The sequence below is a fragment of the Cellulomonas sp. HD19AZ1 genome, from assembly GCF_004535805.1.
Lineage (GTDB): Bacteria > Actinomycetota > Actinomycetes > Actinomycetales > Cellulomonadaceae > Cellulomonas > Cellulomonas iranensis.
The window spans coordinates 25,408-50,992 of the sequence record NZ_SPHX01000005.1 but is presented as its reverse complement, the minus strand read 5'-3'; the positions used below and the strand labels follow the sequence as shown (position 1 = coordinate 50,992).

The 25,585-nt window shown below is 74.9% G+C and carries 27 protein-coding genes; 25 read left to right on the top strand and 2 right to left on the bottom strand.

Annotated features, from left to right (window positions below; all coding sequences use genetic code 11):
• Positions 1–37 precede the first annotated feature (37 nt).
• Positions 38–2,494 (top strand): HtaA domain-containing protein, encoded by a 2,457-nt coding sequence (locus tag E4A51_RS11390; RefSeq protein WP_134851823.1) that lies wholly within the window; start codon positions 38–40, stop codon positions 2,492–2,494.
• A 70-nt stretch (positions 2,495–2,564) separates the two neighbouring features.
• On the opposite strand, the gene E4A51_RS11385 is transcribed toward E4A51_RS11390, so the two are convergent.
• Positions 2,565–3,239, bottom strand: a complete 675-nt coding sequence (locus E4A51_RS11385) for a heme oxygenase (biliverdin-producing) (RefSeq protein WP_134851822.1) — start codon at positions 3,237–3,239, stop codon at positions 2,565–2,567.
• Between the two features lie 290 nt (positions 3,240–3,529).
• Between E4A51_RS11385 and E4A51_RS11380 the strand changes: the two genes are divergently transcribed.
• From E4A51_RS11380 to rho, 4 genes are all read left to right on the top strand, one after another.
• Complete coding sequence (locus E4A51_RS11380; protein ID WP_070320758.1) at positions 3,530–4,846, top strand: homoserine dehydrogenase; 1,317 nt, start codon at positions 3,530–3,532, stop codon at positions 4,844–4,846.
• 33 nt (positions 4,847–4,879) lie between these two features.
• A complete protein-coding gene (gene thrC / locus E4A51_RS11375) occupies positions 4,880–5,971 on the top strand; it encodes a threonine synthase (protein ID WP_134851821.1) in 1,092 nt (363 codons plus the stop codon).
• A gap of 5 nt (positions 5,972–5,976) precedes the next feature.
• A complete protein-coding gene (thrB, locus tag E4A51_RS11370; protein WP_134851820.1) occupies positions 5,977–6,957 on the top strand; it encodes a homoserine kinase in 981 nt (326 codons plus the stop codon).
• 399 nt (positions 6,958–7,356) lie between these two features.
• Positions 7,357–9,336: a transcription termination factor Rho gene (gene rho, locus E4A51_RS11365; RefSeq protein WP_370297502.1), complete on the top strand. Its 1,980-nt coding sequence runs from the start codon at positions 7,357–7,359 to the stop codon at positions 9,334–9,336.
• A gap of 83 nt (positions 9,337–9,419) precedes the next feature.
• Here the strand turns inward: rho and E4A51_RS11360 are convergent, their stop codons facing one another.
• Positions 9,420–9,890 carry a hypothetical protein gene (locus E4A51_RS11360; RefSeq protein ID WP_134851818.1) on the bottom strand — a complete coding sequence of 157 codons (471 nt, stop codon included), beginning with the start codon at positions 9,888–9,890 and terminating at the stop codon, positions 9,420–9,422.
• A 132-nt stretch (positions 9,891–10,022) separates the two neighbouring features.
• Between E4A51_RS11360 and E4A51_RS11355 the strand changes: the two genes are divergently transcribed.
• The 20 genes from E4A51_RS11355 (at position 10,023) to E4A51_RS11260 (ending at position 25,583) form a co-directional block, all read left to right on the top strand.
• Entirely contained in the window at positions 10,023–10,751 is a 729-nt protein-coding gene (locus E4A51_RS11355) for a HEAT repeat domain-containing protein (RefSeq protein ID WP_134851817.1), read from the top strand.
• Positions 10,752–10,903: 152 nt separating this feature from the next.
• On the top strand, positions 10,904–11,119 hold the full coding sequence (gene rpmE / locus E4A51_RS11350; RefSeq protein ID WP_046527782.1) for a 50S ribosomal protein L31: 216 nt from the start codon (positions 10,904–10,906) through the stop codon (positions 11,117–11,119).
• Positions 11,120–11,229: 110 nt separating this feature from the next.
• Positions 11,230–12,318, top strand: coding sequence for a peptide chain release factor 1 (gene prfA, locus E4A51_RS11345; protein ID WP_087509603.1), 1,089 nt, complete (start codon positions 11,230–11,232; stop codon positions 12,316–12,318).
• On the top strand, positions 12,315–13,232 hold the full coding sequence (gene prmC / locus E4A51_RS11340; protein WP_082740241.1) for a peptide chain release factor N(5)-glutamine methyltransferase: 918 nt from the start codon (positions 12,315–12,317) through the stop codon (positions 13,230–13,232). Before prfA ends, prmC begins: the two co-directional genes overlap by 4 nt.
• Complete coding sequence (locus tag E4A51_RS11335) at positions 13,229–13,972, top strand: L-threonylcarbamoyladenylate synthase (RefSeq protein WP_134851816.1); 744 nt, start codon at positions 13,229–13,231, stop codon at positions 13,970–13,972. The genes prmC and E4A51_RS11335 overlap by 4 nt, the downstream gene beginning before the upstream one ends.
• Positions 13,969–15,108, top strand: coding sequence for an MraY family glycosyltransferase (locus E4A51_RS11330; RefSeq protein ID WP_134851815.1), 1,140 nt, complete (start codon positions 13,969–13,971; stop codon positions 15,106–15,108). Before E4A51_RS11335 ends, E4A51_RS11330 begins: the two co-directional genes overlap by 4 nt.
• A gap of 25 nt (positions 15,109–15,133) precedes the next feature.
• The gene (locus E4A51_RS11325; RefSeq protein ID WP_070320456.1) at positions 15,134–15,634 is read left to right on the top strand and encodes a hypothetical protein; all 501 of its coding nucleotides are present in this window, start codon (positions 15,134–15,136) and stop codon (positions 15,632–15,634) included.
• A 183-nt stretch (positions 15,635–15,817) separates the two neighbouring features.
• Entirely contained in the window at positions 15,818–16,537 is a 720-nt protein-coding gene (atpB, locus tag E4A51_RS11320; protein WP_226236535.1) for a F0F1 ATP synthase subunit A, read from the top strand.
• A gap of 100 nt (positions 16,538–16,637) precedes the next feature.
• Positions 16,638–16,856 (top strand): ATP synthase F0 subunit C, encoded by a 219-nt coding sequence (atpE, locus tag E4A51_RS11315; protein ID WP_304438274.1) that lies wholly within the window; start codon positions 16,638–16,640, stop codon positions 16,854–16,856.
• 4 nt (positions 16,857–16,860) lie between these two features.
• Entirely contained in the window at positions 16,861–17,445 is a 585-nt protein-coding gene (locus tag E4A51_RS11310) for a F0F1 ATP synthase subunit B (RefSeq protein WP_087509607.1), read from the top strand.
• The gene (locus E4A51_RS11305; RefSeq protein ID WP_070320453.1) at positions 17,445–18,260 is read left to right on the top strand and encodes a F0F1 ATP synthase subunit delta; all 816 of its coding nucleotides are present in this window, start codon (positions 17,445–17,447) and stop codon (positions 18,258–18,260) included. Before E4A51_RS11310 ends, E4A51_RS11305 begins: the two co-directional genes overlap by 1 nt.
• A gap of 63 nt (positions 18,261–18,323) precedes the next feature.
• Complete coding sequence (gene atpA / locus E4A51_RS11300) at positions 18,324–19,952, top strand: F0F1 ATP synthase subunit alpha (protein ID WP_046527788.1); 1,629 nt, start codon at positions 18,324–18,326, stop codon at positions 19,950–19,952.
• A 2-nt stretch (positions 19,953–19,954) separates the two neighbouring features.
• Positions 19,955–20,851 (top strand): F0F1 ATP synthase subunit gamma, encoded by an 897-nt coding sequence (locus E4A51_RS11295; RefSeq protein ID WP_046527789.1) that lies wholly within the window; start codon positions 19,955–19,957, stop codon positions 20,849–20,851.
• 67 nt (positions 20,852–20,918) lie between these two features.
• Positions 20,919–22,406, top strand: coding sequence for a F0F1 ATP synthase subunit beta (gene atpD, locus E4A51_RS11290; protein ID WP_070320451.1), 1,488 nt, complete (start codon positions 20,919–20,921; stop codon positions 22,404–22,406).
• 44 nt (positions 22,407–22,450) lie between these two features.
• On the top strand, positions 22,451–22,738 hold the full coding sequence (locus E4A51_RS11285; RefSeq protein ID WP_046527791.1) for a F0F1 ATP synthase subunit epsilon: 288 nt from the start codon (positions 22,451–22,453) through the stop codon (positions 22,736–22,738).
• Positions 22,739–22,759: 21 nt separating this feature from the next.
• Positions 22,760–23,197: a DUF2550 family protein gene (locus E4A51_RS11280; protein WP_134851813.1), complete on the top strand. Its 438-nt coding sequence runs from the start codon at positions 22,760–22,762 to the stop codon at positions 23,195–23,197.
• Between the two features lie 28 nt (positions 23,198–23,225).
• The gene (nucS, locus tag E4A51_RS11275; RefSeq protein ID WP_134851812.1) at positions 23,226–23,921 is read left to right on the top strand and encodes an endonuclease NucS; all 696 of its coding nucleotides are present in this window, start codon (positions 23,226–23,228) and stop codon (positions 23,919–23,921) included.
• Positions 23,922–23,971: 50 nt separating this feature from the next.
• On the top strand, positions 23,972–24,475 hold the full coding sequence (locus E4A51_RS11270) for a hypothetical protein (protein ID WP_070320449.1): 504 nt from the start codon (positions 23,972–23,974) through the stop codon (positions 24,473–24,475).
• Entirely contained in the window at positions 24,472–25,134 is a 663-nt protein-coding gene (locus tag E4A51_RS11265) for a TetR/AcrR family transcriptional regulator (protein ID WP_070320448.1), read from the top strand. The genes E4A51_RS11270 and E4A51_RS11265 overlap by 4 nt, the downstream gene beginning before the upstream one ends.
• On the top strand, positions 25,131–25,583 hold the full coding sequence (locus tag E4A51_RS11260) for a hypothetical protein (protein ID WP_070320447.1): 453 nt from the start codon (positions 25,131–25,133) through the stop codon (positions 25,581–25,583). Before E4A51_RS11265 ends, E4A51_RS11260 begins: the two co-directional genes overlap by 4 nt.
• Positions 25,584–25,585: the final 2 nt, after the last annotated feature.

Below are 25,585 nucleotides of genomic sequence, written 5' to 3'. Positions count from 1 at the left end.
CCCCGCCCGGTCCCGCACGTCCCGAGGAAGGAACACGATGGAACGACGAACGACGACCCGCGCGAGACGCGGGCTGACGGCGGCGCTCACCGCGCTCGTCATGAGCCTGGGGGCCGCGCTCGCCGCGCTGCCGGCCGCCGCGGCGGGGGGACCCGAGGTCACGGTGCGGCAGACGCCCGCGGCCGACGGCACGCTCGACCTCGTGGTCACGGGGACGGGCTTCGAGGCGGCCGTGGCCGGCCCCGGCGTCTACGTGGCCGTGGGCCCGAAGGTCGGTGCCGACTGGTTCGTCGACGCGTCGCGCTTCCAGAAGGTCAAGTGGGTCAGCGTGTCGGCGACCGCCGAGACCGACTCGCGCGCGCCGCTCACGCCGCAGGGCACGTTCGAGCTCACGATCACCGGCGTCGCACCGACGTTCACGGGCGGCGGCTCGACGTACGACCACGCGACGACGCCGTTCCAGGTGCTGACGATGGCCGCGCACGGGTCGCCCGACCGGTCGCTCGACACCGCGACCGCGCTGACGTTCCCGACGCCCGAGCCGACCCCGGAGCCGACGCCCGAGCCGACCCCCGAGCCGACGGTCGAGCCGTCCCCGGAGCCGACGCCCGGACCCGCTCCCGCCGTGCGCGTGTCGCGGACCGCGCTCTCGGCGGACGGCCCGACCACCGTCACGGTCGAGGGCACGGGCTTCCTGCCCTCGCTCGCGACCGGGACGCGACCGCCGCTGGCGGGGCGCGCCGCGGGCGTGTACGTCGTCTTCGGCGCGTTCCCCGAGGTGTGGGGCGCGTCGCAGGGCGCACCGTCGTCCGCGCGCGCGGCGACCGGCGCGACGCGCTGGGCCGTGCCCGCGGACTCGATGGCGACGATCGGCGGCCCCGGTGCGGGTGCCGTCGAGCTGCGGCCCGACGGGTCGTTCACGGCCGAGGTCGTCGTCGACAAGTCGGCGGTCGACGCGAAGTCGCCGGCGGCGGGCGCGCGGTACGGCATCTACACGTACGCCGGCTCGGGTGCCGTCGTCGCCGCCTACGAGACGGCCACGCCGCTGACGTTCACGTCCCCCGAGCCGACCCCGGAGCCGACGCCCGAGCCCAGCCCGGAGCCGACGCCGGAGCCCAGCCCCGAGCCGACGCCCGGTCCCGCCGTGACCGTGGACCGCACGGTCCGCGCCGACGGCCGGCTCGACCTCACGGTCCGCGGCACGGGCTTCGCCGCGGCCGCCGCCGGCCCCGGCCTGTACGTCGCGGTCGGACCGAAGGTCGGCGACCGCTGGTACGCCGACGCGTCGCGGTTCCAGCAGGCGAAGTGGGTGAGCGCGCGCACGACGGCCGAGACCGCGACGACCGCGCCGCTCGCGGCCGACGGCTCGTTCACGGTCCACCTCACGGGCGTCGCGTCGACGTTCACGGGCGGTGGCACGACGTACGACCACGCGACGACGCCGTTCCAGGTGCTGACGATGGCCGCGCACGGCTCGTCCGACCGGTCGTTCGACACCGCGACGCCGCTCTCGTTCGCCGGGACGCCCGCGCTCCCGGGTGTGGGCGAGCCGACCCCGGCCCCGGTCGAGGCCGGGACGGTCACGGTCGAGGGCCTGACGTCGGGGCGGGTCGTCGCCGGTGGCGAGCTCACGGTGACCGGCAGCGGCTTCGGCCCGGGCGAGACGGGCATCCGCCTCGAGCTGCGCTCCGACCCGGTCGTGCTGGCCGCGAACCTCACGGCCGACGCGTCGGGCGTGGTCACGGCGACGGTCACGGTCCCGGCGGGCACGCCGGCCGGGCGCCACACCCTCGTGCTGGTCGGCGCCGGGCAGACGCTGACGCAGGAGATCACGGTCACGGCGGCGCCCGCACGGTGCGTCGCGCGTGCCGTGACGGGTGCGACCCTCACGTGGGGCGTGCGGGACTCGTTCCGCACGTACGTGACCGGGCCGGTCGCGGGTGGTGCGGTGAGCGCCTCCGGCGTCTCGGGCGACGGTCCGTGGACGTGGTCGGGCGGCACCGGCCGGTTCAACCCGGACGGTCCCGCCGGGGCCGCGTCGTGGTCGGGCCGAGTGCACTTCACGGGCCACCACGGCCAGCTCGACCTCACGGTCGCCGACCCGCGCGTGCAGGTGACGAGCGCGTCGTCGGCCGTGCTGACCGCGAGCGTGACGTCGCCCGAGGGTTCCTCGCGCGTCACGCTCGCGACGCTCGCGCTGGGGTCGGGCTCGCGCACGGCGACCGCGGACCGGGTCGCGTACAGCGGCGTGCCGGCGACGCTGACCGCCGCGGGCGCGACGGCGTTCGCGGGCTTCTACCAGGCCGGTGAGCCGCTCGACCCGGTGTCGTTCACGCTGCCGCTCGGCGGCCAGGTGGAGTGCGACACGTCGACGGGGCTCGCGGTGACGGGTGCGGACGCGGCCGGTGCCGCCGGTGCGGCGGTCGTCTTCGTCGCCCTGGGCAGCGCGCTCGCGGTCGCGGCGCGGCGTCGTGCGCGGCTCGTGACCGTCTGACGTGCGGACGACGACGGGGGCGGCACCGACCGGTGCCGCCCCCGTCGTCGTCGGTGCGGGTGCGTGCCGCTCAGGACAGGTGCGCCGCGCCCAGGTCGGCGAACATCGCGCGGTTGAGGCGGAACGCGAGGCGCGCCTCCTCGACCACGTCGGCGCGCTGGGCGGGCGTGAGGTCGAGCGCGTCGAGGCGCTCGCGGTACACGTCCTTGAACGGCTTGAGCTTGTGGATCTGCGGGAAGTCGTAGAACCGCACGCCGTCGCCGTCGAGCCCGTGGTGGCGCTCGATCATGCGCTTGAGCACCTGCCCGCCGGACAGGTCGCCGAGGTAGCGCGTGTAGGCGTGCGCGGCGTAGCGGGGCAGGTCGTCGCCGACCTCCTCGAGCCGCGCGACGTAGGCGGCGGTCGCGGGCAGGACGCGCACGCGGGCGCGCCAGTCGGGCCCGTGCAGGTGCGTCAGGTCGGCCTCGATCGCGGGCACGCGCTCGAGCTCGGCGAACACGAGCCCGGCGTCGGCGCCCGCGGCGACGAGCCGGTCGCCCGCGGCCTCGAGCGCGCGGTAGACGGCGTGCTGCTGGGCCGCGAGGTCGGCGTACCCGGCGAGCGGCAGGCGTCCGTCGACGAGGTGCTCGACGAACGGCGAGCGCTCGGTGTCCTCGTGGTCGGCGCGCGTGCCGGCGCGCAGCGCGGCGGACAGCGGCACGTCCGCGTCGGTCCCGGGGGCCCGCTCGTCGGTCTGTGCGGTCATGGGCGGGCTCCTCGGTGCGGCGGGGGCATGGACGGGCATGGACGGGCACGGACGCGCGCGGCGGTGCCGCGACGGTTGCTGACAGAACGTCAGGACGACACCGTAGATCAGGTGAGCCTCGCCTAACAAGACCGTCCGTCCAGGACCGCCGCGCCCGCAGCCCGGACGGTTCGGACGGTGCGCGGGCCGCCGCCCTATCCTGGGCGGCGGTCGACGCCCCGCACGCGCGTGCGGGGCGGCGCCGACGACACCCGCGCGGCCCGCCGGCCGCCCCGTCCGGAAGGCACCCCGTGGTCCTCTCGCCCGACGCCCCGTCCGTCCTGCGCATCGCCGTCCTCGGCTGCGGCGTCGTCGGCACGGAGGTCGTGCGCCGCCTGGTCACGGAGGCCGACGAGCTCGCGGCGCGCACGGGCGCGAAGCTCGAGCTCGTCGGGGTCGCGGTCCGCTCGCTCGACGCCGAGCGCGACCCGGTCGTCGACCGCGCGCTGCTGACCACCGACGCCGAGGCCCTGGTGGCCCGCGCCGACGTCGTCGTCGAGCTCATGGGCGGCATCGAGCCCGCGCGCTCGCTCGTGCTGCGCGCCGTCGAGCACGGCGCGTCGGTCGTCACCGCCAACAAGGCGCTGCTCGCGCAGGACGGACCGGCCCTCTACCAGGCGGCCGACGCCGCGGGCGTCGACCTCTACTTCGAGGCCGCGGTCGCCGGCGCCATCCCGATCGTGCGACCCGTGCGCGAGTCGCTGGCCGGCGACACCGTGCAGCGCGTGCTCGGGATCGTCAACGGCACCACCAACTACGTGCTCGACTCCATGACCACCACGGGCGACGGGCTCGACGAGGCCGTCGCCGAGGCGCAGGCGCTCGGCTACGCCGAGGCCGACCCCACCGCCGACGTCGAGGGCTACGACGCCGCCGCCAAGGCCGCGATCCTCGCGTCGCTCGCGTTCCACACGCGGGTCGCGCTCGACGACGTCGAGCGCGCGGGCATCACCGGGCTCACCGCGCAGGACGTCGAGTGGGCCGGGCGCACGGGCCACGTGCTGAAGCTCCTCGCGGTCGCCGAGCGCGCGCAGGGCGACGACGGCACCGCCGGCGTGCTCGTGCGCGTGCAGCCGACGCTCGTGCCCGCCGAGCACCCGCTGGCCGGCGTGCGGCAGGCGTTCAACGCGGTGTTCGTCGAGGCCGAGGCCGCGGGCGAGCTGATGTTCTACGGTCGCGGCGCGGGCGGTGCGCCCACCGCGTCGGCCGTGCTCGGGGACCTCGTGTCGGTCGCGCGGCACCGCGTCCTGGGCGGCAAGGGCCCGGTCGAGTCCTCGCACGCCGACCTGCCGGTGCTCGACGCGGGCCACGCGCGCTCGCGCTACCAGGTGCGCCTCGAGGTCGACGACCGCCCGGGCGTGCTCGCGCGCGTCGCGCACGCGCTGGCGGACCAGCACGTGTCGATCGAGTCGGTCCGCCAGACGCCCCGGGCCACCGGCGACGACGCGTCCGCCACGCTCGTCATCACGACCCACACCGCCCCCGTGCGCGCGCTGCGCACGACCGTCGACGCCGTCGCGGCGCTCGACGTCGTGCGCCGCGTCGTGTCCGTGCTGCCGGTGCTCTGAGACCCACCCCACCCACCCGAGAGAGCCGAACCCATGGCCCACCAGTGGCGCGGCGTCATCGCCGAGTACGCCGACCGTCTGCCCGCGCACGTCCAGGAGCGCGTCGTCACGCTGGGCGAGGGCGGCACGCCGCTCGTGGCCGCCCCGGCGCTGTCGGCGCTCACGGGCGCCGACGTGCACGTCAAGGTCGAGGGCATGAACCCGACCGGGTCGTTCAAGGACCGCGGCATGACGACGGCGATCTCCGCGGCCGCGGCGCGCGGCGCGCGCGCGGTCGTGTGCGCGTCGACGGGCAACACGTCGGCGTCGGCCGCCGCGTACGCGACGCGCGCCGGCATGGTCTGCGCCGTGCTCGTGCCCGACGGCAAGATCGCGATGGGCAAGCTCAGCCAGGCCGTCGCGCACGGCGCGCGCCTGCTGCAGGTCGACGGCAACTTCGACGACTGCCTGGTCGCGGCGCGCAAGCTCGCCGAGGCGTACCCCGTCGAGCTCGTGAACTCGGTGAACCCCGACCGCATCGAGGGGCAGAAGACCGGCGCGTTCGAGATCGTCGACGCGCTCGGCGACGCACCCGACATCCACTGCCTGCCGGTCGGCAACGCGGGCAACATCACGGCGTACTGGCAGGGCTACCGCGAGTACGCCGGGCTCGACGCGGGCGCCGCGCTGCCCGCCGTCGCGACGCGGACGCCCGCGATGTGGGGCTTCCAGGCCGCCGGCGCCGCACCCATCGTGCTCGGGCACCCGGTCGACCACCCCGAGACCATCGCGACCGCGATCCGCATCGGCAACCCCGCCTCGTGGCGGCAGGCCGAGGACGCGCGCGACGTGTCGGGCGGCGTCATCGAGTCCGTGACCGACGAGCAGATCCTCGCGGCGCACCGCGTGCTGTCGGCCGACGTCGGCGTGTTCGTCGAGCCCGCGTCCGCGTCGGGCGTCGCGGGCCTGCTGGCGCGTGCCGAGCGCGGTCTCGTGGCGGCGGGCGCACGCGTGGTCGTGACCGTCACGGGCCACGGGCTCAAGGACCCGCAGTGGGCGCTGCGCACGGCCGACGGCGGCGAGGTGCAGCCCGTGCGCGTGCAGGCGGACGTCGTGTCGATCGCCGACGCGCTCGAGCTGGCCTGACCGCCGTGCGGCTGCGTGCGGCGCACGTCCGGGTCCGGGTGCCCGCGACGTCGGCCAACCTGGGCCCGGGCTTCGACGCGCTCGGCGTCGCCCTCGGGCTGCACGACGAGATCGACGTCCGCGCGCTCGGCACGCCCGAGGTGCGCGTCGAGGTCACGGGGGAGGGTGCCGGCGAGGTGCCCGACGGCGAGGACCACCTCGTGGTGCGGGCGCTGCGTGCCGCGCTGGACCACGTGGGCGCGCCGCAGACGGGCCTGCACCTCGTGTGCCGCAACCGCGTGCCGCACGGCCGCGGCCTGGGCTCGTCGGCCGCCGCGGTGGTCGCGGGGATCCTGGCGGCGCGCGGCCTGGTCGCCGACCCCGCCGCGCTCGACGACGACGTGGCGCTCGCGCTCGCGACGCGCCTCGAGGGGCACCCCGACAACGCGGCCCCCGCGCTGCTCGGCGGCCTGACCGTCGCCTGGTCGGACGACGCGCCCGCGGGCGGCGTCGCCGCGACCGGCCTGCCCCCGGTCCGCGCCGCGCGTCTCGCGGTGCACCCCGACGTCGCGCCGGTCGCGATCGTGCCGCCCGGTCACCTGTCGACGCACGCCGCGCGCGGCGTGCTGCCCGCGCAGGTCCCGCACGCCGACGCCGCGTGGCAGGCGGGTCGTGCCGCGCTGCTCGTCGAGGCGCTCGGCAGGCGCCCCGACCTGCTGCTCGCGGCGACCGGCGACCGCCTGCACCAGGGGTACCGGCGCGCGGTCATGCCCGCGTCGCTCGCGCTCGTCGACGCGCTGCGGGCGCGCGGCGTCGCCGCCGTCGTCTCGGGCGCCGGTCCGACCGTCCTGGCGCTCGCGCGGCATGCGGGCGAGCGCGACGGCACCGAGGGGACCGACGCCGACGCCGCGGTCGCCGACGCGTTCGGCGGCGTCATGGCCGGCTGGCGCGTCCTCCCGCTGCCGGTCGACGCGACCGGCGGCACCGTCGCGACCCTGCTCGACTGACGCGCGCGCGGCCTGGTCCGGGCGGTCGCGGGTGAACACCCGCGACCGGCCACGGGCGTCGGACCCGCGGTGCTAGGCTGTTCGACGTTCCCCGGACCTCGTCCTCCGGCCCCCTGCGGATCCGACCGTCGACACCGTCGACGGACGACCGAGGTCTGCGACCTCCTGCTCGCGGACACCGCCGGACGGTCACCCGAGTCGACGACGAGGGGAACATCCCGCCCGCGTGAGCACACGTCGTCGTACGCAGCACGCGTGGTCACGCTCCACCTGGTCGCCGACCGGGTGCCGGCCCTGCCCCGGGAGCACCGGGAGGGCCCCGACGAGGGGGAAGGATCCTTCGTGACAGACACCATCGACGCCGCCGCGGGCGGCTCGGCCGCGGGCAGCATCTCCGCCATGAAGCTGCCCGAGCTCCAGTCGCTCGCCGCGCAGCTCGGCGTCAAGGGCACGAGCAAGATGCGCAAGGGCGACCTCGTGCAGGCGATCTCCGCCGCGCGCTCGGGCGAGCGCCCGCAGGCGCTCGAGGCGCGCACGACGCGTCGTGCGCGGGCCGTCGTCGAGGAGCCCGCTAAGGCTCCCGCCGAGCGTGCGGCCGAGGCGCCCGCGCCCGTGGCGCAGGCCCAGGACGACGCGCCCCGCGCGAGCCGGTCGCGCACCGCGCCGCGCGCCGCGACGGGTCAGGACGCCCTCGCGGGCCTCGAGGCCGCGCTCGACGCGCGGCTCGCGCCGCACGAGGAGCGCGACGACCGTGCCGCGCGCGCGGTCGACGCCGTGGCCGCCGTGACCGGCGAGCGCCGCTCGCGCCGTGCCGGTCGGGGTGCGGGTGCGCCCGCGGCCGTCGAGCCCGAGGCGCCGCAGGACGACGAGCAGGGTGGCGAGCGCCGCTCGCGCGACCGCCAGCAGGCCGAGCGCCGTCAGGACCGCGCGCCCGACCGTGCCTCCGACCGTGCGCAGGGCGCTGCGGCGGGCGACCGTCGGCAGGCCGAGGCCCGCGACGACGAGCGCGCGCAGGACGACCGTCGCCAGGGTGCGACGCGCGGTGCCGCCCCGCAGGGCGACGCCGCGGACGACGACGAGCGCGGCGGCCGCCGTCGCCGCTCGCGCGACCGCTACCGCGACCGGGACCGCAAGCGCGGCCGCGGTCGCACCGGCGACCTCGCCGGCCTCGACGAGGTCGAGGTCGCCGAGGACGACGTGCTGCTGCCCGTCGCGGGCATCCTCGACGTGCTCGACTCGTACGCGTTCGTGCGCACCACCGGCTACCTCCCGGGCCCGAACGACGTCTACGTCTCGCTCAACCAGGTCAAGCGCCACGGCCTGCGCCGCGGCGACGCGATCACGGGTGCCGTGCGGCAGCCGCGCGAGGGCGAGCAGCCCGCGCCGGGCGGCCGTCCCAGCAAGTTCAACGCGCTCGTGCGGCTCGACACCGTCAACGGCCTCACTCCCGACGAGGCGCGCCAGCGCCCCGAGTTCTCCAAGCTCACGCCGCTGTACCCGCAGGAGCGCCTGCGCCTGGAGACCGAGCCGGGCCGTCTCACGCCGCGCGTGATCGACATCGTCGCGCCGATCGGCAAGGGCCAGCGCGGCCTCATCGTCGCGCCGCCCAAGGCCGGCAAGACGATCATCATGCAGCACATCGCGAACGCGATCACCGCGAACAACCCCGAGGTCCACCTCATGGTCGTGCTCGTCGACGAGCGCCCCGAGGAGGTCACCGACATGGAGCGGACGGTCAAGGGCGAGGTCATCGCCTCGACCTTCGACCGCCCCGCGTCGGACCACACGGTCGTCGCGGAGCTCGCGATCGAGCGCGCCAAGCGCCTGGTCGAGCTGGGCCAGGACGTCGTGGTGCTGCTCGACTCGCTGACCCGCCTGTCGCGCGCCTACAACCTCGCGGCGCCCGCGTCGGGCCGGATCCTGTCGGGCGGCGTCGACGCCTCGGCGCTGTACCCGCCCAAGAAGTTCTTCGGCGCCGCGCGCAACATCGAGAACGGCGGCTCGCTCACGATCCTCGCCTCGGCGCTGGTCGAGACGGGCTCGAAGATGGACGAGGTCATCTTCGAGGAGTTCAAGGGCACCGGGAACATGGAGCTGCGCCTGTCGCGCGGCCTCGCGGACAAGCGCATCTTCCCCGCGGTCGACGTCAACGCGTCGGGCACGCGCCGCGAGGAGGTCCTCATGAGCGGCGACGAGCTGAAGATCATCTACAAGCTGCGTCGCGTGCTGGGTGCGCTCGACCAGCAGCAGGCGATCGAGCTGCTGCTCGGCAAGCTGCGCGAGACCAAGTCGAACGTCGAGTTCCTGCTGCAGGTGCAGAAGACGACGCCCGGGCACAACGGCCCCGCGCTCGAGGACGGCGTGGGCAAGGTCGTCTGACCCGGCCACCGGCACCGACGCCGACGGCCCCGCACCCTCCCGGGTGCGGGGCCGTCGACGTGCCCGGCCGGGGTCCGGCGCGGCTACAGGCTCATCCAGCAGTAGAGCTGCTCGTCGGCGGCGACCGCGCGGCGCGCGAGGGCCGTGAGGTCGGTGACGAACGGGTGCAGGTCGTCACCGGTCGCGCCGGCGAGCTCCTCGGCGGTGGCCCAGCGCTCCGCGACGCCGGGCGCGCGCTCGTCGTCGAGCGACGCGAGCGCGTCGCGCGTGGACGCGGGCAGCTCGACGACCCACGGGCCGTCGGACGCGGCGGCGGACTCCTCGTCGGGCCAGACCAGCGCGGGGTCCTCGTCGTGGTCCTCGCCCGTGATCGCCGAGATCAGCGAGCCGAGCACGACGACGGGCTCGATGCCCTTGGCCTCGACGCCGTCGACCGTGGCGGTGCCCGGCCCCGCGCCCGGCACGGGCGTGAGGGGGCCGGCGTTCTCGCGCGACCCGAGCGCACGCGCGGCGTCCTGGTCCGCGGCGCGGAAGTAGTCGGTCAGCAGGCCCATGCGTGTCCTCCGGGGGGTCGGTCGCCGCGGTCTCGCGGCCTGTCGCATGCTGCCACGCGCGGGCCGTCGTTCCTGCACCGGGGCGCCCGCAGGTCCCGGGTGCGGCGCGCGCGTCGGGTGGACGATGCCCGCATGGACGCGTGGACCGAGCGGGTGGCCGCGGCGTGCGCCGCGGGCGAGGCCGCCGTGACCGAGCTGCTGACGACGCACTCCGGGCTGCCGGGGCCGCGGGCGAACCTCGCGCTGCTCGCGGCGTTCGGGGACGTCGCGCCGGCGGACCTCGTGGTGCTCCTGGCCGACGCCGACGACGAGTACCTGCGCAGCTGCGGGACGGCCGCGCTCGGTCGCCTGCTGCTCGAGCACGCGCGCGCCGCGAGCCCGCGCGCGGCCGACGCCGGGGCGTGGCGCGCGACGCTCGACGCCCGCGCGTGCGACGCGTCGTGGCGCGTGCGCGAGGCCGCGGCGATGGCCGGTCAGCGGCTCGGCGCGGGGGAGCCCGCGGCGCTCGTGGCGCTCGCCGACGCGTGGCTGCGCACCGGCGACCCGCTGCCCGCGCGGGCGGCCGTGGCCGCGCTGTGCGAGCCCGCGCTGCTGCGCGTGCCGGCGCTGCGGGTGGCCGCGCTCGACGCGTGCGCGCGCGCGACCGACCTGCTGCGAGCCGTGCCGGCGGCGCACCGGCGGGACGCCGACGTGCGCACGCTGCGGCAGGCGCTCGGCTACGCGTGGTCGGTCGCGGTCGCGGGCGACCCCGACGCGGGGCTGCCGGCGTTCGTGGTCCTCGCGCGCGATCCCGACGCCGACGTCGCGTGGGTCGTGCGGGAGAACCGGAAGAAGAAGCGGCTCGCGGCGCTGCTGGCCTGAGGGGGCCTGCGCCGGCCGTGCCGGCCCGTGCCGACCCAGCCGGGAAGGTTTCGACCCCGTCGGTGGTTCTGGCACAATGGTTCGTCGGTCTGCGGTTCACCGGCGCGGCACGCGCGTCCGGACCCGGAGGCACCCCCACCAAGGAGAGTTCAGTGAAGTCTGGCATCCACCCGGAGTACGTGGCCACCGAGGTCACGTGCACCTGCGGCAACACCTTCGTGACGCGCTCGACCGTGACGTCCGGCAAGATCCACGCCGACGTCTGCAGCGCCTGCCACCCGTTCTACACGGGCAAGCAGAAGATCCTCGACACCGGCGGCCGCGTGGCCCGCTTCGAGGCGCGCTACGGCAAGAAGAGCGCCAACTAGCACCCCGGCAGCGCCGGTGCGCGCGCGGACGACGGCCCTCCATGGCCGTGCCCGCGGCGCACCGGCGCTGTCGCTTTGTGCCGGTCGGGTCACGCGTGGGAGGTCAGCAGGTGGAGCAGCTCGACGCCGTCGAGGCGGCCCTCGCCGAGCACGCGCAGATCGAGCGTGACCTGTCCGACCCCGCGGTCCACGCCGACGCGGGCCGCGCGCGCCGCCTCGGGCGGCGCTACGCCGAGCTCGGGCGGGTCGTGCAGGCCTACCGGGCGTGGCGGACGGCCGCCGACGACGCGCAGGCCGCCGCCGAGCTCGCGGACGAGGACCCGGCGTTCGCCGACGAGCTGCCCGCGCTGCGCGCCGCGGCCGACGAGGCCGCCGAGCGTCTGCGCCGCGTCCTGGTGCCGCGCGACCCCGACGACGCGCGCGACGTGATCCTCGAGATCAAGGCCGGCGAGGGCGGTGAGGAGTCCGCGCTGTTCGCAGGCGACCTGCTGCGCATGTACACGCGCTACGCCGAGCGGCAGGGCTGGGCGGTGCAGGTGCTCGACTCCACGGCGTCGGACCTGGGCGGCGTCAAGGACGTGCAGGTCGCGATCAAGGCGCGCGGGGCGACGACGCCCGAGGACGGCGTGTGGGCGCACCTGAAGTACGAGGGCGGCGTGCACCGCGTGCAGCGCGTGCCGGTCACCGAGTCCCAGGGCCGCATCCACACGTCGGCGGCCGGCGTCATGGTCTTCCCCGAGGCCGACGACGAGGGCGACGTCGAGATCGACCAGAACGACCTGCGGATCGACGTCTACCGCTCGTCCGGGCCGGGCGGGCAGTCCGTCAACACGACGGACTCGGCCGTGCGGATCACCCACCTGCCGACCGGCATCGTCGTGTCGATGCAGAACGAGAAGTCCCAGCTGCAGAACCGCGAGCAGGCGCTGCGCGTGCTGCGCGCGCGGCTGCTCGCGGCGCGGCAGGAGGAGGCCGCGGCCGCCGCGAGCGAGGCGCGCCGCTCGCAGGTGCGCACGGTCGACCGCTCGGAGCGGATCCGCACGTACAACTTCCCCGAGAACCGCATCGCCGACCACCGCACCGGCTACAAGGCGTACAACCTCGACCAGGTGCTCGACGGCGACCTCGGCCCGGTCGTCGCGTCCGCCGTCGAGGCCGACGAGGCCGCGCAGCTCGCCGCCGCGGGCGGCCACGCGTGACCGACGCCGTGCGCCCGGCGCCCGGGCTGCGGGCGTACGTCGACGGCGCCGCGGCCGTGCTCGCCGAGGCGGGCGTCGCGTCGCCGCGGCACGACGCGCTCGCGCTCGCCGCGTACGCGCTGGGCCTGCCGCGCGTCGAGCTGGTGCTGCCGCCGCCGCTGCCCGACGGGTTCGCCGCCGAGTTCGCGGGGCTCGTCGAGCGTCGTCGTGCGCGCGAGCCGCTGCAGCACATCGTCGGGTACACGGTCTTCCGCTACGTGACGCTGCGCGTCGAGCCGGGCGTGTTCGTGCCGCGGCCCGAGACCGAGACCGTCGCGCAGCTCGCGATCGACGAGGCGACGGCGCTCGCGGCGCGGGGCGCCCGCCCGCTCGTCGTCGACCTGTGCACGGGCACCGGGGCGATCGCGATCGCCGTCGACACCGAGGTGCCCGCGAGCCGGGTCGTGGCCGTGGACCTGTCCGACGAGGCCGTCGGTCTCGCGCGCGCCAACGCGGGCGCGGTCGGCACGGCCGACCTGCGCGTCGAGCGGGGCGACGTGCGCGACCCCGCGCTGCTGGCCGAGCTCGACGGCGCCGTCGACGTGCTCGTCTCCAACCCGCCCTACATCCCGCCCGACGCGGTCCCGCTCGACCCCGAGGTGCGCGACCACGACCCCGACCTCGCGCTCTACGGCGGGGGAGCGGACGGGCTCGAGGTGCCGCGCGCCGTGATCGCCGCCGCGGCCCGGCTGCTGGGCGACGGCGGCCTGCTGGTGATGGAGCACGCCGAGGTGCAGGGCCCCGCCGCACGTGCCGCGGCCGAGGCGACCGGCGCGTTCGCCGAGGTCCGGACGCTGCCCGACCTCACCGGCCGGGAGCGCACGCTCGTCGCGCGGCGGGTCGCACGGCCGGTCGTGGGAGACTCGCCCGCGTGAGCCTCATCCGCATCAAGGACGCGACCGACCCGGCGACCTGGGGCCCTGCGATCGACGAGGCCGTGAACGCGGTCGGTCGCGGCGAGCTCGTGGTGCTGCCCACCGACACCGTGTACGGCATCGGTGCCGACGCGTTCGCGCCGCGCGCCGTGCAGGCGCTGCTCGACGCCAAGGGCCGGGGCCGCCAGATGCCGCCACCCGTGCTCATCCCCGACGTCCGGACGCTCGACGGCCTCGCGACCGACGTCCCCGCCGGCGTCCGCGCGCTCGCCGAGGCGTTCTGGCCCGGCGGTCTGACGATCATCGTGCGCGCGCAGCCCTCCCTCGCGTGGGACCTGGGCGAGACGCACGGGACGGTCGCGCTGCGCATGCCCGACCACCCCGTGGCGCTCGCGCTGCTGCGCCGCACGGGTCCGCTCGCCGTCTCGAGCGCCAACCTCACGGGCCGGCCCGCGGCGACGACCGCGGCCGAGGCGTACCGCCAGCTCGGCGCCAAGGTCCCGGTGTTCCTCGACGGCGGCGAGGCGCCCGGCGGCGTCGCGTCGACCATCGTGGACGCCACGGGCGACGTGCTGCGCATCGTGCGGCTCGGCGCGCTCGACGTCGCGACCCTCGCCGCGGTGGCGCCCGTGATGGGCCCGCCCCCGCCGGCGCCGGCGACGGACGCGCCCGAGGCGGACGGCCGCGGGGACGGTGCGCCCGACGACGACGCCGCGGCGGGCGGGACCGCCGCGCCGTGAGGGTGTACCTGCTCGTCGCGGTGGTCGCCGCGGTCGTCACCTACCTCACGACGCCGCTCGCGCGCTGGTGCGCGCTGCGCTGGGGGGCGATCACGGCCGTGCGCGACCGTGACGTGCACGCGGTCCCGACGCCGCGGCTCGGCGGCATGGCGATGTTCGTCGGACTGCTGGTCGCGCTGCTCATCGGCTCGCGCGTCCCGTTCCTCGAGCCGGTGTACGCCAACCCGCGGCCCATCTTCGGCATCGTCGGCGGTGCCGCGATCGTGTGCGCGCTCGGCGTCGCCGACGACATCTGGGACCTCGACTGGCTCACGAAGCTCATGGGGCAGATCCTCGCGGCCGGGTTCCTGGCCTGGCAGGGCGTGCTGCTCTACCAGCTGCCGGTCGCCGAGAACGTCATCAGCGGCTCGTCGCGCTCGGCGGTGTTCCTCACGGTGGTGTCGGTCGTCGTCGCGATGAACGCCGTGAACTTCGTCGACGGCCTCGACGGCCTCGCGGCGGGCGTCCTGGCGATCGGGGGCGCGGCGTTCTTCGTCTACGCCTACCTGCTGACCATCGGCACGGGCCGGGACGACTACTCGAACCTCGCGACGCTGGTGGTCGCGGCGCTCGTCGGCGTGTGCGTCGGCTTCCTGCCGCACAACTTCTACCCGGCGCGCATCTTCATGGGCGACTCGGGCTCGATGCTGCTCGGCTTCGTCATCGCGGCCGCCGCGATCGTCGTGACGGGTCAGATCGACTTCGCGGCGGTGGTCGACCGCGTGCGGTTCCCCGCGTACGTGCCGATCCTGCTGCCCGTCGCCGTGCTCGTGCTGCCGCTGCTCGACATGGGCCTGGCGATCGTGCGGCGCCTGCTCAACGGCAAGAGCCCGTTCCACCCCGACCGCCTGCACCTGCACCACCGGCTGCTGGCGCTGGGCCACAGCCACCGGCGCGCGGTCGCGATCATGTACGTCTGGACGGGCGTGCTGGCGTTCGGGGTCGCGGCGCTCGCCGCGCTGTCGACCACCACGGTCCTCGTCCTCACCGGCACCGGTGTGGTGATCGCGACGATCCTGACGTTCGGCCCGTTGCGCGGGTCGCGACGCACCCCCGACGACGTGCCGGACGACGCCCCGACCGTCGTCGGGTCCTGACCGCCCCACCCCTGAGGAGACCCCCGTGACGGACCCGGCCGGCCCCCTGGCCCCCGAGGCGCAGGACGCCATCCGTGCCGTGCTGCGCCGCGCGCTGCGCGACCTGCTCGTGCTGCTCGCCGTCCTCGTCGTGCTGGGGGTGGCGGTCGGGGCGCTGGTCGCCGGCCTCCCGGGCGTGTGGGGTGCGCTGATCGGCGCGGCGATCGCGCTCGCGTTCTCGGGCACGACGATCTGGTCGATGCTGCGCACGGTGCGGTCGGGGCTCGGCCAGATGTCGGCGCTCGTCATGGGCGCCTGGCTCGCGAAGGTCGTGCTGCTGGTCGTCGTGCTCGCGGTGCTGCGCGGCATGGACTTCTACGACGCGCGCGTGCTGGTCGTGGTGCTCACGCTCGGCGTGGTCGGGTCGGCGTTCGCCGACTACCGCGCGGTCCAGGCCAGCCGGACACCGTACGTCGTGCCCTCCGCGGGACCGCGGGACGAAGAGCCCAGAAGGGTGGACGGCGGTCAGGATCAGCCCCACCGATAGGTTAGGCTTCCCCCGAATCCACGACGTCCACGTGCTACGGAGCGCTCGCATCGACGCGCGCGTCGGCAGTCATCACGACCACAGGAGTCCGCTCTGTCCAGCCTCTCGACGATCCTGCCGTTCGCCGCGTCGCAGGACGGCGGGTTCCATGCGCCGACGATCGCCGAGTTCTTCCCGCCCACCGTGCTGTTCGGGGGCACCCCGTTCGAGCTGAACCGGATCATCCTCATCCGGATCCTCGCGACCCTCGTCCTGGTGACGCTGTTCTGGCTCGCCGCGCGCCGTGCGCGCCTGGTGCCGGGACGTTCCCAGAACGTCGCCGAGATGTCGCTCGACTTCGTGCGGGTCAACATCGCCGAGGAGATCATCGGCAAGGACACCGCGCGTCGGTTCGTCCCGCTGCTGACCACGATCTTCTTCGCCGTGCTCGCCGCCAACATCACGGGCGTCGTGCCCGGCCTCAACATCGCGAGCTCGTCGCTCATCGGCTTCCCGCTGGTGATGGCGATCATCGCCTTCGTCGCCTTCATCGTGGTCGGCATCAAGGCCCACGGCGCGGTCGGCTACCTGCGCACGACCCTGTTCCCGTCGGGCGTGCCGTGGCCGGTGTACATCATCCTCACGCCGATCGAGCTCATCTCGACGTTCATCCTGCGGCCGGCGACGCTCACCATCCGACTCCTCGTCAACATGGTGGCCGGGCACCTGCTGCTCGTCCTCTGCTTCGGCGCGACCCACTTCCTCTTCTTCGAGGCGGCGGGTGCGCTCAAGGCGGTCGGCGCCGTGACGCTCGCGGCCGGCTTCGCCTTCACGCTCTTCGAGATCTTCATCGCGGCGCTGCAGGCGTACATCTTCACGCTGCTCACCGCGGTCTACATCAGCATCTCGCAGGAGTCGCACTGACCACGTCGTAGTCCTCGTCGGCGGCCCACCGGGCCGTCGTCACGACCGTCGGAGGAACCGGACGAGGGTCCGGCCCCGCCAACCGGAAGGAAGAACACTCGTGGACGTCACGGGCATCACGGGCAACATCGCAACGATCGGCTTCGGCCTGGCCGCCCTCGGCCCCGGCATCGGCCTCGGCATCATGGTCGCCAAGACGCAGGAGGCCACGGCTCGCCAGCCCGAGGTCGCCGGTCTGCTGCGCACCAACATGTTCATCGCGCTCGCCGCCATCGAGGCGCTGGGCCTCATCGGCTTCGCCGCCGGCTTCGTCTTCTGATCCGATGATCGCGACGACTCTCGTCCTGGCGGCCGAGGGAGGCGAGCAGTCCATCCTCCTCCCGGCCACGTACGACATCGTGTGGTCGGCGGTGTGCGCGCTGATCATCGGGCTGGTCTTCTGGAAGGTCGTCCTGCCCGTCTTCACGCGCATCCTCGACGAGCGCACCGAGCTCATCGAGGGTGGGCTCAAGCGCGCGGAGGTCGCCCAGGAGGAGGCCGCCGCACTCATCGAGCAGTACAAGGCGCAGCTCGACGAGGCCCGCACCGAGGCCGCGCGCGTCCGTGAGGAGGCGCGTGCCGAGGGGCAGGCGATCCTCGCGGAGCTGCGGGCCAAGGCCACGGCCGACGCCGAGCGCATCGTCGAGACCGCGCACCGGCAGATCGAGGCCGAGCGTCAGGCGGCGGCGATCTCGCTGCGGTCCGACGTGGGCTCGCTGGCCACCGACCTCGCCGCGCGGATCCTCGGTGAGTCGCTCTCCGACGACGCGCGCGCGTCGCGGGTCGTGGACCGGTTCCTCGACGAGCTCGACGGCCAGCTGGGCGCGTCGGCCGACGAGGCGGACGCGGACCGCGTGAAGGGACGCTGATGCGAGGCACGAGCCAGCAGGCGCTGACGGACGCGGAGGACCGGTTCGAGCCGGTCCTCGCCGCCGCGGGTGCGGACGCCGCGACGCTGGGCGACCAGCTGTTCGCGGTGGTCGACCTGCTGGACGGGAACGCGTCGCTGCGGCGCGCGCTGACCGACCCCGGCGCGACGGGCGAGGCCAAGGCCGGGCTCGTCGGCGCCGTGCTCTCCGGGCGCGTCGACGGCCGGGTCGTCGACCTGGTCGCCGGCATGGTCCGGGCCCGCTGGGCGGGTGAGCGCGACCTCGTCGAGGCCGTCGACCGTCTGGGCACGGTCGCGGTGCTCGCGTCCGCGCAGGCGGCCGGCGAGCTCGAGCGCGTCGAGGACGAGCTGTTCCGGGTCGACCGGCTGCTCGCGGCGAACCGCGACGTCCGCCAGGCGCTCGGGGACCGGACGGCCGACGTGGCCCGCCGGACCACGCTCGTGCGCGACCTGCTGGGCACCAAGGCGGCCGCGGCGACCCTCACGCTCGTGACCCGCGCGGTCGCGGCCCCCCGGGGCCGCACGCTGACCGCCGCGGTCATCGAGCTCGGCCGGCTCGCGGCCGCGCGTCGACGCCGGCTCGTGGCCCAGGTGACGGCCGCCGCCGCGCTCACGCAGGCGCAGCGCGAGCGGATCGAGCGGCTGCTCGAGCGCCGCTACGGCCGCCCCGTGCAGCTCAACGTCTCCGTCGACCCCGCGGCCCTGGGCGGCCTGCGGATCCAGGTCGACGCCGACGTGATCGACGCGACCGTGCGCGCACGGCTGGACGACGCCCGCCGCCGGCTCGCCGGCTGACGAACCCTCTCGACGACCCCACCGCCGGTCCGCACCGGGCGGACACGACAGGAGTAACCGCTGATGTCTGAGCTGACGATCCGGCCGGAGGAGATCCGCGCCGCGCTGGACAGCTTCGTCAAGTCCTACGAGCCCGCCGACGCGGTCGCCGAGGAGGTCGGGCGCGTGACGCTCGCCGCCGACGGCATCGCGCAGGTCGAGGGCCTGCCCGGGGCCATGGCGAACGAGCTGCTGCGCTTCGAGGACGGCACGCTGGGCCTCGCGCTCAACCTCGACGTGCGCGAGATCGGTGTCGTCGTGCTCGGCGAGTTCGCCGGCATCGAGGAGGGCCAGGAGGTCCGCCGCACGGGTGAGGTCCTGTCGGTCGCCGTCGGCGACGGCTACCTCGGCCGCGTCGTCGACCCGCTGGGCAACCCCATCGACGGCCTGGGCGACGTCGCCACCGAGGCCCGCCGCGCGCTCGAGCTGCAGGCCCCCGGCGTCATGGCCCGCAAGTCGGTCCACGAGCCGCTGCAGACCGGCCTCAAGGCCATCGACTCGATGATCCCGATCGGGCGCGGCCAGCGTCAGCTCATCATCGGCGACCGCCAGACCGGCAAGACGGCGATCGCGATCGACACGATCATCAACCAGAAGGCGAACTGGGAGTCGGGCGACCCGACCAAGCAGGTGCGCTGCGTCTACGTCGCGATCGGCCAGAAGGGCTCGACCATCGCCGCGGTGCGCGGCGCCCTCGAGGAGGCCGGCGCGCTCGAGTACACGACGATCGTCGCGGCCCCGGCGTCCGACCCGGCGGGCTTCAAGTACCTCGCGCCCTACACCGGCTCGGCCATCGGCCAGCACTGGATGTACCAGGGCAAGCACGTCCTCATCGTGTTCGACGACCTGTCGAAGCAGGCCGAGGCGTACCGCGCCGTGTCGCTGCTGCTGCGTCGCCCCCCGGGCCGCGAGGCGTACCCCGGTGACGTCTTCTACCTGCACTCCCGCCTGCTCGAGCGCTGCGCGAAGCTCTCGGACGAGCTGGGCGCGGGCTCGATGACGGGCCTGCCGGTCATCGAGACCAAGGCCAACGACGTGTCGGCGTACATCCCGACCAACGTCATCTCGATCACCGACGGCCAGATCTTCCTGCAGTCGGACCTGTTCAACGCCGACCAGCGCCCCGCCGTCGACGTCGGCATCTCGGTGTCCCGCGTCGGTGGTGCCGCGCAGGTCAAGGCGATGAAGCAGGTGTCCGGCACGCTCAAGCTCGACCTCGCGCAGTACCGCTCGCTCGAGGCGTTCGCGATGTTCGCGTCCGACCTCGACGCGGCGTCGCGCGCGCAGCTGACGCGTGGTGCGCGGCTCATGGAGCTGCTCAAGCAGGGTCAGTACTCGCCGTACCCGGTCGAGGACCAGGTGGCGTCGATCTGGGCCGGCACCAAGGGCAAGCTCGACGACGTCCCGCTCGAGGACGTCCGACGCTTCGAGTCCGAGATGCTGGAGCACCTGCGCCGCAAGACCGACGTGCTCTCGACGATCGCCGAGACCGGCAAGCTCGACGAGGCCACCGAGCAGGCGCTCGGCTCGGCCGTCGACGACTTCCGCAACGGCTTCATCACGTTCGACGGCAGCGCCCTCGTGGGCGAGGCCGAGGAGGACGAGCACGTCGAGGTCGAGCAGGAGCAGATCGTCCGCCAGAAGCGGGCCTGAGCATGGCGGGACAGCAGCGCGTCTACAAGGCGCGGATCAAGAGCACCCAGTCGCTCAAGAAGATGTTCCGCGCCCAGGAGCTCATCGCCGCGTCGCGCATCGGCAAGGCGCGCGACCGGGTGGCCATGGCCACGCCGTACGCCCGGGCGATCACGCGTGCCGTCTCGGCGGTCGCGACGCACTCCGACGTGTCCCACCCGTTCCTCGTGGAGCGCACGGACACGACGCGCGCCGCGGTGCTGCTGATCGCCTCGGACCGCGGCATGGCGGGCGCCTACTCGGCGAGCGTCATCCGCGAGACCGAGCGGCTCGTGCAGCGGCTCGAGAGCGAGGGCAAGCAGGTCGCCCTCTACGTCTCGGGACGTCGCGCCGTGGCGTACTACACGTTCCGGCAGCGCGAGCTCGCGGGGCAGTGGTCCGGCTTCTCGGACGCGCCGACCCCCGAGGTCGCCGACGAGATCGCGAACGAGCTGCTCGACGCGTTCCGCGCGGCGCCCGAGGAGGGCGGCGTGAGCGAGGTGCACGTCGTGTTCACGCAGTTCGTCAACATGGTCACGCAGCGCCCGCGCGTCGTGCGGCTCCTGCCGCTCGAGGTCGTCGAGGGCGTGGCGCCGGTGGGCGAGAACGACGCGCTCCCGCTGTACGAGTTCGAGCCGAGCCCGGCCGAGGTGCTCGACGCGCTCCTGCCGCGGTACGTCCGTACGCGCATCTACGCCAACCTGCTGCAGGCCTCGGCCTCGGAGCTCGCGGCGCGGCAGCGGGCCATGCACACCGCGACCGAGAACGCCGAGGACCTCATCCGCACCTACACGCGACTGGCCAACCAGGCGCGGCAGGGCGAGATCACCCAGGAGATCAGCGAGATCGTGTCGGGCGCCGACGCGCTCGCGTCCTCCTGACCCCCGACAGCACGACACCGACCCCAGCCGGGCACCGCACCGCCCGGACGAGCGAAGCGAGGCAGACATGACCGCCACCACCGTCGACGCGACGGCCGCGAACGCCGGCACGCCCGGCGTCGGCCGGGTCGCGCGGGTCATCGGGCCCGTCGTGGACATCGAGTTCCCGCCGGACCAGATCCCCGAGATCTACAACGCGCTCGAGGTCGACATCGACCTCTCGGCGCAGGGCGAGGGGGAGGGCGACGGCGCCTTCACCATGACGCTCGAGGTCGAGCAGCACCTGGGCGAGTCCCTGGTGCGCGCCATCGCGCTGAAGCCGACCGACGGCCTCGTGCGCGGTGCGCAGGTGCGCGACACGGGCCTGCCGATCTCGGTGCCCGTCGGCGACGTCACCAAGGGCAAGGTCTTCAACGTCACGGGTGAGGTGCTCAACCTCGCCGAGGGCGAGAAGCTCGAGATCACCGAGCGCTGGCCCATCCACCGCAAGCCCCCGGCCTTCGACCAGCTCGAGTCGAAGACGCAGATGTTCGAGACCGGCATCAAGGTCATCGACCTGCTGACCCCGTACGTCCAGGGCGGCAAGATCGGCCTGTTCGGCGGCGCGGGCGTCGGCAAGACGGTCCTCATCCAGGAGATGATCCAGCGCGTCGCGCAGGACCACGGCGGCGTCTCGGTGTTCGCCGGCGTCGGCGAGCGCACGCGTGAGGGCAACGACCTCATCGTCGAGATGGAGGAGGCGGGCGTCTTCGACAAGACGGCCCTCGTCTTCGGCCAGATGGACGAGCCCCCGGGCACGCGTCTGCGCGTCGCGCTGTCGGCGCTCACGATGGCGGAGTACTTCCGCGACGTCCAGAAGCAGGACGTGCTGCTGTTCATCGACAACATCTTCCGGTTCACGCAGGCCGGCTCCGAGGTGTCGACGCTGCTCGGCCGCATGCCGTCCGCCGTCGGCTACCAGCCGAACCTCGCCGACGAGATGGGTCAGCTGCAGGAGCGCATCACCTCGACGCGCGGGCACTCGATCACGTCGCTGCAGGCGATCTACGTCCCCGCCGACGACTACACCGACCCGGCGCCGGCCACGACGTTCGCGCACCTCGACGCGACGACCGAGCTCAGCCGTGAGATCGCGTCGCGCGGTCTGTACCCCGCGGTCGACCCGCTCGCGTCGACGAGCCGCATCCTCGACCCGCGCTACGTGGGCCAGGAGCACTACGACGTCGCGACGCAGGTGAAGTCGATCCTGCAGCGCAACAAGGAGCTGCAGGACATCATCGCGATCCTCGGCGTCGACGAGCTCTCCGAGGAGGACAAGACGATCGTCGCGCGTGCGCGCCGCATCCAGCAGTTCCTCTCGCAGAACACCTACATGGCCGAGAAGTTCACGGGTGTCGTGGGCTCGACCGTGCCGGTCACCGAGACCGTCGAGGCGTTCAAGAAGATCGCCGAGGGCGAGTTCGACCACATCGCCGAGCAGGCGTTCTTCAACATCGGCGGCCTCGAGGACCTCGAGCGCAACTGGGCCCGCATCCAGAAGGAGTACGGCGTCTGACCTGCGGGTCGGGCGGCGTACGGCAGGGCTGAGGGAGGAGCACGGTGGCAGAGCTCGAGGTGGACGTCGTCGCCGCGGACGGCAAGGTCTGGTCGGGGACGGCACGTCAGGTGTCGGCCCCGGCCGCGGACGGTGACATCGGCATCCTCGCGGGGCACACGCCGATCCTGTCGGTGCTGCGCGAGGGCCCGGTGCGGATCGTGCCCGCGGGCGGGGGAGCCCCGCTCGCGTGGCACGTCGACGGCGGGTTCCTGTCGGTCGACGACAACCAGGTGACGGTCGTCGTCGACGCCGTGTCCGAGGCGGCGGCCGCTGCCACGTCCGGGCACTGACCCCGGCGGGCGGGTGACGGCGTGAGCGGGCAGGTCCTCGCCGTCGTCGCGGGCGTCGTCGCCGTGCTGGTGCTGGCGCTCGTGGCCCTGTGGTTCTCGCGGACACGCACGCTCGCGCGACGGGTCGGGTCGTTCGGGTGCGTCCTCACCGAGGCGAACGACCCGCGCCCGGCCCGCGGCACCGCGCAGTACGGCGCGACGCGCCTCTACTGGTGGCGTCGCGTCTCGGTGATGCCCCGGCCGGCGCGCACGTGGTCCCGCTACGGGCTCGTCGTGCTGGAGAGGTCGGTGCTCCCGCCCGCCCCGGGCCGGCCGCAGGCCGTCGTGGCGCACTGCCGGGTCGTGCCGGCCGCGGGTGGTCCGGCGCAGGAGGTCCGCCTGCAGATGTCCGTCGAGGCGTACGCCGGGTTCACGTCGTGGATCGAGGCGACGCCGTCGCGCGTCGCGACGATCATCTGATCCCGGCGCGACCAGAGGAAGGAAGCGCATGCGCTTGGTCGTCGCGGAGTGCGCGGCCCGCTACACCGGTCGGCTCTCGGCGCACCTGCCGCGTGCCCGCCGGCTGCTCGTGGTCAAGGCCGACGGTTCGGTGCTGCTGCACTCGGACGGCGGCTCCTACAAGCCGCTGAACTGGATGAGCCCGCCCTGCTCCCTCGCGGTCGGCGAGCCCGACGCCGAGCAGGCGGCCGCCGGTGTGACGCAGGTGTGGACCGTGCAGCACGCGAAGTCCGACGACCGGCTCGTCATCGACCTGTACGACGTGCAGCACGACTCGGCGCACGAGCTGGGCGTCGACCCCGGCCTCGTGAAGGACGGTGTCGAGGCGCACCTGCAGGAGCTGCTGGCGGCGCAGATCGCGCTGCTCGGCACCGGCCACCAGCTGGTGCGGCGCGAGTACCCGACGGCGATCGGCCCGGTCGACATCCTGGCGAAGTCGCCCGACGGCGGCACGGTCGCGGTCGAGATCAAGCGCCGGGGCGACATCGACGGGGTCGAGCAGCTCACGCGGTACCTCGAGCTGCTCAACCGGGACCCGCTGCTGCGGCCCGTGCGCGGCGTCTTCGCGGCGCAGGAGATCAAGCCGCAGGCGCGGGTGCTCGCGGCCGACCGGGGGATCGCGTGCCTCGTGCTCGACTACGACGCGATGCGCGGCGTCGACGACGTGGACTCGCGACTCTTCTGACCGGCCGCAGCGCTGTTGAACATGTTCAGTTGAACGTGTTCAATGGCGCCATGGATCAGTCCCCGCAGCCCGTCGACGGTCCGGCCGTGCGCGGCATGTCGCCCGTGCTCGGCGTCGTCGGCTGGACCGCGGTGGTCGTCGTGTCCGTCAACGTCCCGCTCGGCACGGGTCTCATGGTCGTCGAGGAGGCCGGCGCGGGACTGGGCGGGCTCGGCTTCGTGCTGGTGCTCGCGGCCTTCGTCGCCGTCGTGCCGACCGTCGTGCTCGGCTTCCCGCTGGGGCTGCTCACCGCCTGGGCGCTGCGGTCCGTGCCGCACGAGCGTCTGCACGTCGCCGCGTTCGCCCTGGTCGGGGCCGTGACAGCGACCGCGATGGCCATGGTCCCCGACCTGTGGGCGGGCACGGAGACCGCGTCGCCGCCCCCGGTGACCGTGCTCGTCTACGCGCTCGAGGGTGCGCTCGGCGCGGGCGGCGGGCGGTGGGCCGCGGGAGCGGTGCGTCGACGTCGCGCCTCGCGTGCGCGCGCCCCCCACGACGCCGGGGTCGCCGCATGAGCGCCCGGCGGACGGCGGACGAGACGCGGGACCTGATCCGCACGACGGCGCTGCACCTGTTCCGCGAGCGGGGCTTCGACGCGACGACGATGCGCGCGGTCGCGCAGGAGGCGGGCGTCGCGGTGGGCAACGCGTACCACCACTTCGCGTCCAAGGACGACCTCGTGCAGGAGGTCTACCTCGAGGTGAACCGCGAGCACGCCGCGCGGGCGCGCACCGCCCTCGCGACGGGCGGCGACCTGACGTCGCGACTGCGGGCGACCTGGCACGCGGGCCTCGACGCCTTCGGCCCCTACCGCCGGTTCGGAGTCGAGTCCATCGGGGTCGCGATCCGGCCGGGCTCGGCCGCGAGCCCGTTCTCGGCCTCCTCGGTGCCGAGCGCCGACCTCAGCCGGGCGATCTTCCGCGAGGTCGTCGACGGGGCCAGCCCCGCGGTCCCCGCGCACCTGCGCGCCGACCTGCCGGAGCTGCTGTGGCTCGCGCAGCTCGGCGTCGTGGTCGCGTGGGTGCACGACACGACGCCCGACCAGCGGCGCGTCCGCGCGCTCGTCGACGGCGCCGCGCCCCTGGTCGGGCGCCTGGTGGGCCTCGCGCGTCTGCCGGTCGCGCGGGGGGTCGCCGAGGACGCGCTGCGGCTGCTCGCGGCGGTGCGGCCGTGACCCGGCGGTGGACGGCGCCCGGGGTGCTCGGGGTGCTCGCGGCCGTCGTCACCGTGTGGGTGCTGCGCGCCGCGCTGGTGCTCGCCGTCGACGGTCCGGGCGCACCGGCGCTGACGCGACCGTCCCTGCTGCTGGTGTACGCGGCCGGGCCGGCGCTGCTGTGCGCGGTGCCGATCGCGCTCGTCGCCCGCGCGGCGCTGGCCCGCACCGGGCCCGCCGTCCTGGCCTACGGCGCGGTCGGACTGCTGGGCGGGGCCCTCGTCGGCGTCGTGCAGCCCCTGGTGCTGCTCTCGACGTGGCCGTGGCTGCTGGGCACCGGCCCGCTCGTCGAGCTCGTGGTGCTCCCCGCGGTCGGGGGGCTCGTGGGCGGGCTGACCGCCGGGCTGGTGCGCCGCGGGCAGGAGCGCCAGCGGGGTGACGGTCCGCGCGGCGACGCGTCGCGCGGCTGAGG